Below are 14,628 nucleotides of genomic sequence, written 5' to 3' on the forward strand. Positions count from 1 at the left end.
TGCCTTATGCGGCGCGGCCGACCGTCGCGCGCAGGCGCGGGTCGACCACGGTGTAGAGAATGTCGACCACCAGATTGATGGTGACGAAGATCAGCGAAACCATCAGCAAATAGGCGGCCATGATCGGGATATCGACGTTTTGCACGGCCTGGACGAACAGAAGTCCCATGCCCGGCCACTGGAACACGGTTTCGGTGATGATCGAAAATGCAATAACCGAGCCAAACTGAAGTCCGGCCACCGTGATTACGGGAATGAGGGTGTTCTTCAGCGCGTGGCCGAAATGGATCGCACGGGTGGTCAGCCCTCGCGCGCGCGCGAAGCGGATATAATCGGTCCGCAGCACTTCCAGCATCTCCGCGCGCACCAGCCGCATGATCAGGGTCATCTGGAACAGGCCGAGCGTGATCGAGGGCATGATCAGCGCCTTGAGGCCCGACAGCGTGAGCAGGCCCGTCGTCCACCAGCCGAGCTTCACCACCTCGCCGCGGCCGAACGAAGGCAGCCAGCCCAGTGTGACCGCGAACAGATAGATCAGCAGGATGCCGATCAGGAAGGTCGGCAGCGAGATGCCGATCAACGAGACCGCCTGGAATAATTTCGCGAGTGCGGTGTCGCGCTTAAGCGCGGAATAGACACCCATCAGGATGCCGAACACCATCGCGAACACGGTCGCGCAGATCGCAAGTTCCAGCGTCGCCGGCATGCGTTCGCTCAACAGCGCCGAGACCGGCTGGCGAAACTGGTAGGAAACGCCGAACTTGAACTGCGCGGCATCGACGAAATAGCGCACGAACTGCACCGGCACGGGATCGTCGAGTCCGAGCGACTTGCGCACGATCGCGCGCTCCGCCGCCGAAGTGTCGATCGAGACGATCTGGTTGACGGGGTCGCCGGCGAAACGGAACATCGAAAACGCGATGATGCCGACGGCGAACATGACGCCGATGGCCTGAACGGCGCGGCGAAGCGTGAAAGCGAGCATGCCTTCCACTTTCCTTGGTAAGCAGACGGCCGACGTCCTTGTCGGCCGGAAAAGGAAAGGTCCCGGAAGCCTGACGCTGCCGGGACCTCGTGTTCAATCGACGCTATTCCTTCTTGGTCGCCCAGTGGAACATGACGAGATTGTCGGCACGCTGCGGCAGGTTGACCTTCTTCGAGACGCCCCAGGCGAGAGCCTGCTGGTGCAGCGGGATGTACGACCAGTCCTTGATGCCGATCTCGTAGGCCTCCTTGATCAGCTGGTTGCGCTTCTCGGCGTCTGTTTCGACCAGCACCTTGTCGGTGATGGCGTCGAACTCCTTGTTGCAGTAGCCGCCGAGATTGGCCTCGCCCCGCGAGGATTTCGCATCGTCGCGGCAGCCCATGATGTCATAGAGCACGTTGTGGGAGTCCATCGTGCTCGGCGTCCAGCCCAGCAGGTAGAACGAGGTCTGGTAGCCGCCCTGCTTGAGCACCTTGGCGAAGTACTGCGCCTTCGGCTGCGCCAGCAGATTGATCTTGACGCCGATGCGGGCGAGCATGCCGACCACGGCCTGGCAGATCGCGGCGTCGTTGACGTAGCGATCGTTCGGGCAGTCCATGGTGACCTCGAAGCCGTCGGGATAACCGGCCTCGGTCAGGAGTTTCTTGGCGCCGTCGGGATCGAATTTCGGACGCGTGAAGCTCTTGGACAGTGCGAACAGTTCCGGCGCGATCATCAGCGCCGACGGCGTCGACAGCCCGCGCATGACGCGCGTCTTGATCAGCTCGATGTCGATCGCCTTGTAGAAGGCCTCGCGGACGCGGGCGTCCTTGAACGGGTTCTTGCCCTTGATGTTGGAGTAGAGCAGCTCGTCGCGCACCTGGTCGAAGCCGATGAAGATGGTGCGCAGCTCCGGTCCCTTCAGCACCTGGGCGTTCGGGCTGGAATCGACCCGGGAGATGTCCTGGATCGGCACCGGCTCGATGACGTCGACCTCGCCCGAGAGCAGCGCGGCGACGCGGGTGGCGTCGGAGGAGATCGGGGTGAAGATGATCTCCTTCAGATTGCCCTCGACCTTGCCCCAGTAATTGGGGTTGGCCTTGAACACCGTCTTCACGCCGGGCTGATGGCTTTCGATGATGAAGGGCCCGGTGCCGTTCTCATGGAGCGAGGCGTAGCTCGGCGTGGTCGCCGCCACCGGCGTCGGGTCGACGACGTTGTTCTCCTCGGCCCATTTCTTGTCCATGATGTACCAGACATCCCACGAGTTATGCAGGATGGGATTGGGCGAGGGCAGCACGAAATCGACGGTGTAGTCGTCGACCTTGACCACCTTGACCTCGGGCGCAAGGCGGGTCTGCATGTTGGACCCCTTCTTGCGGACGCGATCGGCCGAGAAGACCACGTCGTCGGCGGTGAAGGGGTCGCCGTTGTGGAATTTCACGCCCTTGCGCAAATGGAAGCGCCAGCGGGTCGGCTCCGGGGTTTCCCAGCTTTCGGCCAGCGCCGGGATGATCTTGAGGTCCTTGTCGCGTGCGGTGAGGCCTTGATAGACGTGGCCGAGATGGGCGTGGGTGGTGCTCTCGTTGAGCGTATAGGGATCGAGCGACTTCAGGTCACCCTGGTTGGCATAACGTAGCGTCTGGCTCCACGCCGACGTGACCGTCAACGCAAGCGTACCGGCGAGCGTCGCCGCAAACAGACTTCGACCGACTGACATTCTTGACCCTCTCCACACCGCCTCGCCGGTGATTTTTGATTGTTCGGCGGGGCTGACTGATCCATGTTGCCCAGAGTTATCGACCCGTGCAAGCGCCATTCCAGCAAGGAACGCGCCAAGTTGCACCGCTGTGCAGCAATGCTGCCCCCGCATTGACGGGCGGATGGATGCGGGTGCAGGCGATTTGATTGACCATACCCGGCGATTGCGCAAGCCGGCGCCCGGCCGCCGCCATCAGGTCGCTTGCGTCGCACCACAACTCGCGGCGATACTCCGCCAGGCCGCTCGAATCTGATCCGGAGGGGACATGAAAGTTAACATCGAAATCGACTGCACCCCCCTTGAAGCCCGCCAGTTCTTTGGCTTGCCCGACGTGGCGCCGATGCAGACGGCGGTGATGGACAAGCTGCAGCAGCAGGTCCTCAGCAACATCGAGAAGGTCTCGCCGGAATCGCTCATCCAGAGCTGGTTCACCTTCGATCCCAAGATCGCCGAGCGGTTTCAGGACATGTTCGTCACCATGGCCGGTCTCGGCAGCCCGCGCAGTAGCGACAAGAAGAAATAGTGCGGTCCGGGCCGGACGGAGCTCAGGATTCGGGCCGGCTTCGTCCGCCGGCTCTCGGCCTGCTGCTGGCCGAAGCCCGCGGACTGTTCGAGTTCAACGCCAGCCTGCTGCTCTCGCCGCTCCTGATGCGCGCACCGAGGGGTGACGGCCATCCGGTGCTGGCGCTGCCCGGCTTTCTCGCCAGCGATTTGTCGATGGCGCCGATGCGGCGCTATCTCAGCGAGCTCGGCTACGAGGCACATGCCTGGCGGATGGGCCGCAATCTCGGCGGGCTGGGACGGATGCGGGATTCGCTGCGGGCCCGGCTCACCGAAATCCATGCCGCGACGGGGCGCAAGGTCAGCCTGGTCGGATGGAGTCTTGGCGGGGTCTATGCCCGCGATCTCGCGCTCTGGGCGCCCGACAAGGTCCGCTATGTCATCACGCTCGGCAGCCCTTTTGCCAACGACGTGCGGGCAACCAACGCCACGCGGCTCTACGAGGCGCTGTCCGGCGAGCGGGTCGAGGATCTTGCGGAAGCGCGCGAAGCCATCGCGGGCGATCTGCCGGTGCCGGCGACGTCGATCTATTCGCGCGCCGACGGCGTCGTGAACTGGCGGACCTGCCTGCTCAGGCCCTCGGACCGCGCCGAGAATATCGAGGTGCATCTGGCGAGCCATCTCGGGCTCGGCGTTAACCCTGCGGCGCTGTGGGCCGTGGCGGACCGGCTGGCGCAACCGGAAGGGGAGTTCTGGCCATTTGACCGGGCCGGGCCCTTTGCCATTGCATATGCCCCGCCGGAGCGGGCAGTATTGGCCTGACGAGAAGCGCCGGCAAAAGGTGCCCGTCAAATAAGAGCGGAGGGAACTATGGCTGACGGTAAGAAACTGTCGTCGCTGGACGCGTCATTTTTGTATCTGGAAACGCCCGAGATGCCGATGCATGTCGGCAGCATGGCGATCTTTCGCCTGCCCGACGACTACAAGGGCGACTTCTTCGAAGACTTCAAGGCGATGATCGTCTCGCGCCTCCACATCGCGCCGATCCTCAAGGCGCGGCTGGAGAAAGCGCCGCTCGACATCGACCATCCCTCCTGGGTCGAGGACGACCAGTTCGATATCGATCGTCACATCTTCCGCGCCAGCCTGCCGCAGCCGCGCGACCGCGCCACCCTCGAGCGCATCGTCGGCTGGATGCACGCCAAGCTGCTGAACCGGGCGCGCCCGCTCTGGGAATTCTATGTCTTCGAAGGCATGAAGGACAACGAGGTCGGGCTCTATTCCAAGATGCACCACGCCGCGATCGACGGCGGAGCCGGCGCTGCGCTGACCAACATGATCTACGACATCTCGCCGATCCCTCGGCAGGTCGACCCGCCGACGGGTGGGAGCAAGCCGGGGCAGGAGCCGCGCGACATCGCCGCGAACCTGCTCGATTCCTATCAGCAGCTGTTCAACCAGCCGCTCGATGCCGGCAAGGCCGCCCAGAACCTGCAACTGCCGCGCACCGGCAAGAGCGATATCGGCTCGATCCTGTTCGACAACGCGATGTACCAGATCGAGAGCGCGGTGCGCTTTGCCGGCAACATCCCGACCATGGTCAAGAGCGTCTCCGAGGTGCTCGGCAAGGTCTCCGATCCCAAGTCGCGCGAGAGCCTCGCCAGCATGGTGTCGCCGCCGACCATGCTCAACAAGACGATCTCGTCGGAGCGCAGCTTTGCCGGCGTGTCGATCCCGCTGTCTCGCGCGAAGGCGCTGGCCAAGCAGGCGGGCGGCAAGCTCAACGACGTCGTGTTGGCGCTCGCCTCCGGCGTGGTCCGCCGCTACCTCCTGCAATACGGCACGCTGCCGGCGAAATCCCTGACCGCCGCCGTGCCGATCTCGCTGCGCGAGGAGGGCAACACCGAGGCCAACAACCAGGTGTTCGGCATGATCTGCGCGATCGCGACCAACATCGACGATCCCAAGGCGCGGCTCGAGGCGATCATCGCGCAATCGACCAAGTCCAAGGAGATGTCGCATCCGCTGCGCGCGCTGATGCCCCAGGTCTCCAACATCTCGATGCTGGGCGCGCCGATCATGGTGCAGATCCTGGCGCTGCTCTACAGCCGCTCCAATTTGTCGGACGTGCTGCCGCCGGCGGCCAACATCACGGTGTCCAACGTGCCGGGGCCGCGGCAGACGCTCTATGCCGCCGGCGCCGAGCTGCTGCACATCTTCCCGGTGTCGATCTCGACGCACGGGCAGGCGCTCAACATCACCGTGCAGAGCTATCGCGACCAGCTCGATTTCGGCTTCATCGTCGGTGCCAACATCATTCCGCATGTCCAGGTGATGTGCGACATGCTGCCGGAGGAGTTCGCCGCGCTGGAGGCGGCCTACGCGCCGCCTGCGTCGAACATCAAGGGCGCGGCCGAGTAGGAAGTTCGTGATGATTGAAATGCCGCCGCTCAAGTTCGCGCAGACGAACGGAATCCGCATGGGCTATTATGAGGCTGGCCCGGCCGACGACAAGCCGCCGGTGGTGCTGTGTCACGGCTGGCCCGAGCTCGCCTTCTCCTGGCGCCACCAGATCAAGGCGCTGAGCGAGGCCGGCATCCGCGTGATCGCGCCCGACCAGCGCGGCTACGGCGCGACCGACCGGCCCGAGCCGGTCGAGGCCTACGACATGGAGCATCTGACCGGCGATCTCGTCGGGCTGCTCGATCATCTCAAGATCGACAAGGCGATCTTCGTCGGTCACGACTGGGGCGGCTTCGTCGTCTGGCAGATGCCGCTGCGGCATCCCTCGCGCGTCGCCGGCGTCGTCGGCGTCAACACCCCGCATTGGGACCGCGCTCCGATCGACCCGATCGCGCTGTTTCGCCAGCGCTTCGGCGACCAGATGTACATCGTCCAGTTCCAGGATCCCGCGCGCGAGCCGGACAGGATCTTCGGCAGCCGGGTCGAGCAGACCTTCGATGCCTTCATGCGCAAGCCGCTGGCGCGGCCGCCGGCGAAACCGGACGAGCCGCCGGTCGCGGGGGTCGGCGCCTCGTCGAAGACCAATCTGGCCTTCCCGCAGATGATTGCGGCCTATGACGCCAAGGTCGATCCGCGCACGCCGATCCTGTCGGCCGAGGAGAAGAAGGTGTTCGTCGACACCTTTACGGAGACCGGCTTCACCGGCGGCATCAACTGGTATCGCAATTTCACCCGCAATTGGGAGCGCGCGAAGGGGCTGGATCACCACATCCACGTGCCGTCTCTGATGATCATGGCCGAGAACGACGCGGTGCTGCCGCCATCTGCGGCCGACGGCATGGAAAAGCTGATCTCCGACCTCGAGAGATATCTGGTGAAGGACAGCGGCCATTGGACGCAGCAGGAGAAGCCGGAAGAGGTCAGCGCCAGGCTGATCGAATGGCGTAGAAGGCGGTTTGGCTAGCTCGTTGTTGCGAGCCCGTCATTGCGGGGAGCGAAGCGACGAATCAATCCGGACTGCTTCCGCGGACACTTCTGGATTGCTTCGCTTCGCTCGCAATGACGGCAGGGAATTTCGATTCAGGGGGAAGCACTTTTCATGTCGTCATCCAAGAACCGTCTGGACCCGATCCCGCAGCCGCCGACCAAGCCGGTGGTCGGCAACATGCTGTCGCTGGACTCGGCTGCCCCGGTACAGCACCTGACGCGGCTGGCGAAGGAGCTCGGGCCAATCTTCTGGCTCGACATGATGGGCTCGCCGATCGTCGTCGTCTCCGGCCATGACCTCGTCGACGAGCTCTCCGACGAGAAGCGTTTCGACAAGACGGTGCGCGGTGCGCTCCGGCGCGTGCGCGCGGTCGGCGGCGACGGCTTGTTCACCGCCGACACCAGGGAGCCGAACTGGAGCAAGGCACACAACATCCTGCTGCAGCCGTTCGGCAACCGCGCCATGCAGTCCTATCACCCGAGCATGGTCGATATCGCCGAGCAGCTCGTGCAGAAATGGGACCGGCTCAACGCCGACGACGAGATCGACGTCGTCCACGACATGACGGCGCTGACGCTCGACACGATCGGCCTGTGCGGCTTCGAGTACCGCTTCAACTCGTTCTACCGGCGCGACTACCACCCCTTCGTCGAGTCGCTGGTGCGCTCGCTCGAAACCATCATGATGACGCGCGGCCTGCCGTTCGAGCAGCTCTGGATGCAGAAGCGGCGCAAGACCATGGGCGAAGACGTCGCCTTCATGAACAAGATGGTCGACGAGATCATCGCCGAGCGCCGCAAGAGCTCGGAAGGGATCGACGACAAGAAGGACATGCTCGCCGCGATGATGACCGGCGTCGACCGCTCGACCGGCGAGCAGCTCGACGACATCAACATCCGCTACCAGATCAACACCTTCCTGATCGCAGGTCACGAGACCACCAGCGGCCTGTTGTCCTACACGCTCTATGCGTTGCTCAAGCATCCTGAGATTCTCAAGAAGGCCTATGACGAGGTCGACCGCGTCTTCGGTCCTGATGTCAACGCCAAGCCGACCTACCAGCAGGTGACGCAGCTCACCTACATCACCCAGATCCTGAAGGAGGCGCTGCGGCTGTGGCCGCCTGCGCCCGCCTATGGCATCTCGCCGCTCGCCGACGAGACCATCGGCGGCGGCAAGTACAAGCTCCGCAAGGGCACGTTCATCACCATCCTGGTGACCGCGCTGCATCGTGATCCCAGCGTTTGGGGTCCCAATCCCGATGCATTCGACCCCGAGAATTTCAGCAAGGAAGCCGAGGCCAAGCGGCCGATCAACGCCTGGAAGCCGTTCGGCAACGGGCAGCGCGCCTGCATCGGCCGCGGCTTCGCCATGCACGAGGCTGCGCTCGCGCTCGGCATGATCCTGCAGCGCTTCAAGCTGATCGACCACCAGCGCTACCAGATGCATCTGAAGGAAACGCTGACGATGAAGCCGGAAGGCTTCAAGATCAAGGTCCGGCCGCGCGCCGACCGCGAGCGCGGCGCCTATGGCGGGCCCGTCGCGGCCGTATCCTCGGCGCCGAAGGCGCAGCGCCAGCCCACGACGCGGCCCGGCCACAACACGCCGATGCTGGTGCTGTACGGCTCCAATCTCGGCACCGCCGAGGAACTCGCAACGCGCATGGCGGACCTCGCGGAGATCAACGGCTTTGCCGTGCATCTCGGTCCGCTCGACGACTATGTCGGCAAGCTGCCGCAGGAAGGCGGCGTGCTGATCATCTGCGCCTCCTACAACGGCGCGCCGCCCGACAATGCGACGCAGTTCGTCAAATGGCTCGGCGACGAGATGCCGAAGGACGCCTTCGCCGGCGTGCGCTACGCCGTGTTCGGCTGCGGCAACAGCGACTGGGCCGCGACCTATCAATCGGTGCCGCGCTTCATCGACGAGCAATTGTCCAAGCATGGCGCGCGCGCGGTCTATCCGCGCGGCGAGGGCGATGCGCGCAGCGATCTCGACGGCCAGTTCCAGAAATGGTTCCCGGCGGCCGCACAGGTTGCGACCAAGGAATTCGGCATCGACTGGAATTTCACCCGCACGGCGGAGGACGATCCGCTTTACGCAATCGAGCCCGTCGCGGTCACCGCCGTCAACACCATCGTCGCCCAGGGCGGCGCGGTGGCGATGAAGGTGCTCGCCAATGACGAGCTTCAGAACAAGAGCGGCGCCAATCCGTCGGAGCGCTCGACGCGCCATATCGAGGTGCAGCTGCCGGCCAATATCACCTATCGCGTCGGCGATCATTTGAGCGTGGTCCCGCGCAACGATCCGACCCTGGTGGATTCGGTCGCCCGCCGCTTCGGCTTCCTGCCGGCCGACCAGATCAGGCTTCAGGTCGCAGAAGGCCGCCGCGCGCAACTGCCGGTCGGCAATGCCGTGTCGGTCGGACGCCTGCTCAGCGAGTTCGTCGAGCTGCAACAGGTCGCAACCCGCAAGCAGATCCAGACCATGGCCGAGCACACCCGCTGCCCGGTGACGAAGCCGAAACTGCTCGCCTTCGTCGGCGAGGAGCCCGAGCCGCTCGAGCGCTACCGCGGCGAGATCCTGGCTAGGCGCAAATCGGTGTTCGACCTGCTGCTCGAACATCCCGCCTGCGAATTGCCGTTCCACGTCTATCTGGAAATGCTCTCGCTGCTGGCGCCGCGCTATTACTCGATCTCGTCCTCGCCGTCGCTCGACCCGGCGCGTTGCAGCGTCACGGTCGGCGTGGTCGAGGGACCGGCCGCCTCGGGGCGCGGAACCTACAAGGGCATCTGCTCGAACTATCTCGCCAATCGCCGCGCCGGCGATGCGATCTACGCCACCGTTCGCGAGACCAAGGCCGGCTTCCGCCTGCCGGACGATCCATCCGTGCCGATCATCATGATCGGCCCGGGCACCGGCCTCGCGCCGTTCCGCGGCTTCCTCCAGGAGCGCGCCGCGCGCAAGGCGAAGGGCGCCACGCTCGGTCCGGCCATGCTGTTCTTCGGCTGCCGCCATCCCGACCAGGATTTTCTCTACGCGGACGAGCTAAAGAAGCTGGCAGCAGACGGCATCACCGAGCTGTTCACCGCATTCTCGCGCGCCGATGGACCGAAGACCTATGTGCAGCACGTCCTCGCCGCGCAGAAGGACAAGGTCTGGCCGCTGATCGAGCAGGGCGCGATCATCTATGTCTGCGGCGACGGCAGCAAGATGGAGCCCGACGTGAAAGCCGCGCTGGTCGCGGTCCATCGCGAGAAGACCGGCAGCGATGCCGCCGCCAGCGCCCGCTGGATCGAGGAGATGGGGACGAAGAACCGCTATGTGCTCGACGTCTGGGCGGGCGGGTAGGAAACCCGGGCTACGAAGCCACGAAGAAAATCGTGCTAAACGTCGGGCATGATTCCCTGGGAAAAACTCGACACCGCCAAGATCCCCGGCTCCAACGAGGAGCTCCGCCTGATGCGGCGGGGCAAGGAATTCTCGATCAAGCTCGGCACCAACGAGCTGATGAACAGCCGCCTGTCGGGTTCCGAGGCGGCGCTCGCGACGCTGGCGGCAAAACAGATCGAGAAGGTCGCAAAGCCCGTCGTCCTCATCGGCGGCCTCGGCATGGGCTTTACCTTGCGCGCGGCGCTCGCGGTGCTCGGCGCCAAGGCGAAGATCGTGGTCTCCGAACTCGTCCCCTCGGTCGTTGCCTGGGCGCGCGGGCCGATGGCAGAGGTCTTTGGTGGCAGTCTCGACGATGCGAGGGTGAGCATCCGCGAGATCGACGTCGGCGAAGTGATCGGCGCCAAGAGCTCGGCGTTCGATGCCATTCTGCTCGACGTTGACAACGGGCCGGAAGGGCTGACACGGAAGGGCAATGATGCGCTCTACAGTGCCAGCGGATTGCAGGCGGCGAAGACGGCGCTGCGTCCGGGGGGCGTGCTCGCCGTCTGGTCGTCGGGACCCAACCCGGCCTTCACCAAGCGCCTTAAGCGCGCTGGCTTCGACGTGAACGAAGTCAACATCCGCGCCACCGGCAGAGGCGGTGGCGCGCGCCACGTGATCTGGATGGCGAAGAAGAGCTAGGTGGTCTTTGTAGCCCGGATGGAGCGAAGCGTAATCCGGGGGCGACGCATCTGCCGAGAGAGTGGTCCCGGATTGCGCTGCGCTCCATCCCGGCTACCTCATCGCGCTAGAACATCGTGTTGCCGTTCGCCGGGTTTTCGGGAATCTCCTGAACGACGTCCCAGTGCTCGACGATCTTGCCGTTTTCCAGCTTGAAGATGTCCACGATCGCGCGCCCCTTGGTGCCGGGCTCGCGAACGGAGTGGACGTGCAGGATGACGTAGTCGCCGTCCACGAAGCTCCGCTTGATCTCGCTGCGTGAGTTCGGAAACTTTTCACGCAGGAAGCCGATGAACTTCCGGAAGCCCTCCGCGCCGTCGGCGGCATTCGGATTGTGCTGGACGTAGCGGTCGCCGACATAGGCGAGAGCCGCATCGACGTCCTTCTGGTTGAGGCCCTTCTCGTAGAACGCAAGCACGGCGGTGCGATTGGCCTCTTCCTGCGCGCTGCCCGCCATTGCGGCGCTGCTGCCGAGGGACATCATGAAGATCGAAGCCGCAATCATTGCGGCGGGCCGGATGATGGGATGCATGGGGGCTCCGAGAGGCCGCAGCCTCTTTATCTTGCGACTGAGTGAAGCCTGTATAGCTTCCGGGCGGGCGCGCCGTAAGTGAGTACCCGTCGCCTCACAAGGTCACCGCGAGGAAACCTGAGGAGGCCGGGGCGGTCTACGCTGCCTGCGCCGCCGCGCCGTGCGCATGCTTGTCGATGGCGCGGATGATCTCCGGCCAGAACCGCATCGGCAGGGCGTGGCCCATGCCGTCGATCATCAGCAGCTTCGCGCCCGGAATGGACTCTGCCGTGTCCTTGCCGCCTTCGGGGCGCACCAGCGGATCGACCGTGCCGTGGATCACGAGCGTCGGCGTCTTCACGTTGCGCAGCCGCTCCTTGCGGCTGCCGGAGGCGAGCACGGCGCGGAGCTGCCGGCCCACGCCGGCCGGATTGAGCCCGCGCGCGAACACGCGTTCGGCACGGCCGAGGTCGAGCGCTTCCTCTTCCGGGAAGGAGCCGACGCGCAGGACTTTCCAGGTCTGGCCGAAGCGGACGATGAACTCCTCCTTGCTCTGCGGCGGGGGTGCCATCAGCATGGCGGCGGCTTCGCGGGTCGGGGGCGGCACGCGCGGATTTCCCGTCGTCGACATGATCGAGGTGAGCGAGCGCACGCGATCGGGGAACGACAGCGTCACCTCCTGGGCGATCATGCCGCCCATGGACGCGCCGACCAGATGTGCCGACTTGATGCCGAGCGCATCCATCAGGGCGACGGTGTCCTTCGCCATGTCGATCAGCCTGTAAGGCGCGGCCACGGGAATCCTGAGGAAGCGCAGCTTCAGCAGTTCGAGCGGCGTCAGGCGCTTGCCGCCGGTGAGATGGCTCGACTTGCCGATGTCGCGATTGTCGAAGCGGATCACGCGGAAGCCGTGCGTGGCGAGCTGCTCGCAGAACGCATCGTCCCAATGGATCATCTGCGCGCCGAGCCCCATGATCAGCAGCAGCGGCTCGGCATTGTCGTTGCCGAAGATCTCGTAGCAGATGTCGATGCCGTTGGCGCGGACGGTCTGGGGCGGCTGATGGGCGGTCACGGATGCGTTCCCTCTCTGCTGGCTGATGCTGTATCGCACGGTTTCACGCGGCAAAGAAGCCGTGTGCGCCGCACCGGGCGACCTGCCGGTTGACCGCTCCCTCGCAACGGTGTGGTATGGCGAAAAAGAAGGGCGTCGAAGCTCTCGGTACCAGGAGGACGCCGATGACCGACAAGACCAACGACCCGGTCGCCATGTGGCAGAAGATGGTGGGGGATATGGAGAAGGGGTTCAACACCTTCGCCAACCAGGCCATGTCTTCGCCCGAGTTTTCACAGGCGATGAACCGCGCGGGCGGAGTTGCTGCAGGTGCTCAGAAGCAGCTCGGCGAGCTCATGGAGAAATACCTCGTCACGATGAACCTGCCGAGCCGGGAGCAGGTGACAGGCCTTGCGGAACGGCTGCAGTCGATCGAAGCCCAGATCGGCGAGATGAAGTCGATGCTGAGCCAGATCGCGGCAAGTTCCGGCATCTCGCAAGGCTTCGACGGGGCACCGAAACCGCCGCGGACCAAGCGTCCGCCCTCCGAAAACGGAGGACAGTCATGAACGCGCCGACGGGACTTGATTTCGCAGCAATCCCGGAGCGCATTCAGACCGAGGTGCAGCGCGCGATCCAGCGCAGCATCAAGGGCGTCGAATATTTCTCGACCTCCGGACCCACGCTCGGCTCGACGCCGAAGGACGTGCTGCATTCGCGCGGCACCATGAGCCTCTATCACTACCGGCCGATGACCGACGAGATCTATCGCGTGCCGGTGCTGATCGTGATGGCGACGACCAATCGCGGCTACATCCTCGACCTCGTGCCGGGCCAGAGCTTCATCGAGTTCCTGCTGAAGCGCGGCTACGACGTCTACATGCTGGACTGGAGCGCGCCGCGGCCCGAGGAGAAGAGCCTGCGCATGGAGGACTATGTCCTCGACTTCATCCCGGATTGCGTCCGCCGCGTGCAGGCCGATTCCGGCGAGCAGGACGTTTCCGTCATCGGCTATTGCTTCGGCGGGGTGCTGTCGCTGCTCTACGGTTCGATCCACAAGGACGGGCCGATGAAGAACCTGATCTGCTTCACCACGCCGATCGACTTCCGCGAGATGAAGCTGTTCTCGAACTTCTCCGATCGCCGCTATTTCGACGTCGATCGCCTCGTCGACAGCGTCGGCAACGTGCCGCCGGAGATGATCCTGTCCTCGTTCGAGATGCTGCGGCCGGCCTCGCGCACGGTGAGCCAGATCCAGCTCTGGGAAAACATCTGGAACGACGAGTTCGTCAAATCCTACCGGATGTTCGATCGCTGGGCGACCGACACGCTGCCGCTTGCGGGCGAATATTTCCGCACCATCACCAAGGATCTGATGTGGGACAACAAGCTGTTCAACGACACGATGTCGGTCGGCGGCCGCGCGGCGAAGCTCGAAGACATCAAGGTGCCGATGCTGCATGCGGTCGCCGAGCACGACCACATCGTGCCCTATGACGCCGCCAAGCACTTGATCGCCAAGGTCGGCTCGGTCGACAAGGAAGAGGTGATGCTGAAGGGCGGTCACGTCTCGCTGGTCGCCGGCGCCAACGCGGTCAAACGGCTGTGGCCGAAACTGGACTCCTGGCTGGGGAAGAGATCGACATGAACGAGCAGCGTTCCTATCCGCGTCACGTCAAGACCGACGCCGGCGATATCGAGATCCGCCTGATGTCGCCCGCGGACGAAGCCGCGGTGCTCGCCTTCGGCAAGGGCCTGCCGACCCATGACCTCTTGTTCCTGCCGCGCAACATCAGCGAGCCGAAGGTGCTGTCGGCCTGGGTCAAGGAGATCGAGCGCGGCGCCATTCAGAGCCTGCTCGCGGTGAGGGACGGCAAGGTCGTCGGCTGCGGCACGCTGGTGCGCGACCCGCATTCCTGGTCGCCCCATGTCGGCGAGATCCGCATGGTGGTCTCGGTCGACGTGCGCGGGAAGGGGGTGGGCAAGGCGCTGTCCCAGGAGACCTTCGCCCTCGCGCTCGGCGCGGGCCTCGAGAAGCTCTCGGTTCAGATGACGGTCGACCAGCAGGCGGCGATTGCCCTGTTCGAGAGCCTCGGCTTCAAGGCCGAGGCCCTGCTGCGCGACCATGTCAGGGATGTCGGGGGCAAGACCCATGACATCGTCGTGCTCGGCCACAACGTCGCGCAGGTCCAGGCCCAGATGGAAGCCTATGGGCTGCCAGGCGCCGTCCAGCACTAAGCGAGCCGTCCAGCACAAGAGCGCCGTCCAACATAGG

General features: G+C 64.5%; 13 protein-coding genes. 9 read left to right on the top strand and 4 right to left on the bottom strand.

What is annotated here, in order from left to right:
• Positions 1-4: 4 nt before the first annotated feature.
• The gene (locus tag JQ617_RS32665) at positions 5-985 is read right to left on the bottom strand and encodes an ABC transporter permease (RefSeq protein ID WP_212029965.1); all 981 of its coding nucleotides are present in this window, start codon (positions 983-985) and stop codon (positions 5-7) included.
• 103 nt (positions 986-1,088) lie between these two features.
• On the bottom strand, positions 1,089-2,684 hold the full coding sequence (locus tag JQ617_RS32670) for an ABC transporter substrate-binding protein (RefSeq protein WP_212029966.1): 1,596 nt from the start codon (positions 2,682-2,684) through the stop codon (positions 1,089-1,091).
• Positions 2,685-2,991: 307 nt separating this feature from the next.
• Between JQ617_RS32670 and JQ617_RS32675 the strand changes: the two genes are divergently transcribed.
• The 6 genes from JQ617_RS32675 to JQ617_RS32700 all read left to right on the top strand — a co-directional run bounded on the left by JQ617_RS32675 (position 2,992) and on the right by JQ617_RS32700 (position 10,752).
• Positions 2,992-3,249, top strand: a complete 258-nt coding sequence (locus JQ617_RS32675) for a DUF6489 family protein (RefSeq protein WP_018648137.1) — start codon at positions 2,992-2,994, stop codon at positions 3,247-3,249.
• Positions 3,249-4,049: an esterase/lipase family protein gene (locus tag JQ617_RS32680; protein ID WP_212029967.1), complete on the top strand. Its 801-nt coding sequence runs from the start codon at positions 3,249-3,251 to the stop codon at positions 4,047-4,049. The genes JQ617_RS32675 and JQ617_RS32680 overlap by 1 nt, the downstream gene beginning before the upstream one ends.
• A gap of 48 nt (positions 4,050-4,097) precedes the next feature.
• A complete protein-coding gene (locus JQ617_RS32685; protein ID WP_145663743.1) occupies positions 4,098-5,648 on the top strand; it encodes a WS/DGAT/MGAT family O-acyltransferase in 1,551 nt (516 codons plus the stop codon).
• 10 nt (positions 5,649-5,658) lie between these two features.
• Positions 5,659-6,654 carry an alpha/beta fold hydrolase gene (locus JQ617_RS32690; RefSeq protein ID WP_212029968.1) on the top strand — a complete coding sequence of 332 codons (996 nt, stop codon included), beginning with the start codon at positions 5,659-5,661 and terminating at the stop codon, positions 6,652-6,654.
• A 135-nt stretch (positions 6,655-6,789) separates the two neighbouring features.
• On the top strand, positions 6,790-10,029 hold the full coding sequence (locus JQ617_RS32695) for a bifunctional cytochrome P450/NADPH--P450 reductase (protein WP_212029969.1): 3,240 nt from the start codon (positions 6,790-6,792) through the stop codon (positions 10,027-10,029).
• A gap of 48 nt (positions 10,030-10,077) precedes the next feature.
• Positions 10,078-10,752, top strand: coding sequence for a spermidine synthase (locus JQ617_RS32700; RefSeq protein ID WP_212029970.1), 675 nt, complete (start codon positions 10,078-10,080; stop codon positions 10,750-10,752).
• 106 nt (positions 10,753-10,858) lie between these two features.
• Here JQ617_RS32700 and JQ617_RS32705 read toward each other — a convergent pair whose 3' ends face one another.
• A complete protein-coding gene (locus JQ617_RS32705) occupies positions 10,859-11,323 on the bottom strand; it encodes a nuclear transport factor 2 family protein (protein WP_212029971.1) in 465 nt (154 codons plus the stop codon).
• Between the two features lie 136 nt (positions 11,324-11,459).
• Positions 11,460-12,374 carry an alpha/beta fold hydrolase gene (locus JQ617_RS32710; RefSeq protein WP_212029972.1) on the bottom strand — a complete coding sequence of 305 codons (915 nt, stop codon included), beginning with the start codon at positions 12,372-12,374 and terminating at the stop codon, positions 11,460-11,462.
• Between the two features lie 164 nt (positions 12,375-12,538).
• On the opposite strand from JQ617_RS32710, the gene JQ617_RS32715 reads away from it, so the two are divergent.
• From JQ617_RS32715 to JQ617_RS32725, 3 genes are read left to right on the top strand one after another with little or no spacing between them, the layout of a single operon-like run.
• Complete coding sequence (locus tag JQ617_RS32715) at positions 12,539-12,922, top strand: hypothetical protein (RefSeq protein WP_212029973.1); 384 nt, start codon at positions 12,539-12,541, stop codon at positions 12,920-12,922.
• On the top strand, positions 12,919-14,001 hold the full coding sequence (locus tag JQ617_RS32720) for a PHA/PHB synthase family protein (protein ID WP_212029974.1): 1,083 nt from the start codon (positions 12,919-12,921) through the stop codon (positions 13,999-14,001). The genes JQ617_RS32715 and JQ617_RS32720 overlap by 4 nt, the downstream gene beginning before the upstream one ends.
• Positions 13,998-14,591, top strand: a complete 594-nt coding sequence (locus JQ617_RS32725) for a GNAT family N-acetyltransferase (protein ID WP_063691260.1) — start codon at positions 13,998-14,000, stop codon at positions 14,589-14,591. The genes JQ617_RS32720 and JQ617_RS32725 overlap by 4 nt, the downstream gene beginning before the upstream one ends.
• The last annotated feature ends 37 nt before the right edge of the window (positions 14,592-14,628 follow it).

It is taken from the genome of Bradyrhizobium sp. KB893862 SZCCT0404 (assembly GCF_018130885.1).
GTDB classification, from domain to species: domain Bacteria; phylum Pseudomonadota; class Alphaproteobacteria; order Rhizobiales; family Xanthobacteraceae; genus Bradyrhizobium; species Bradyrhizobium stylosanthis.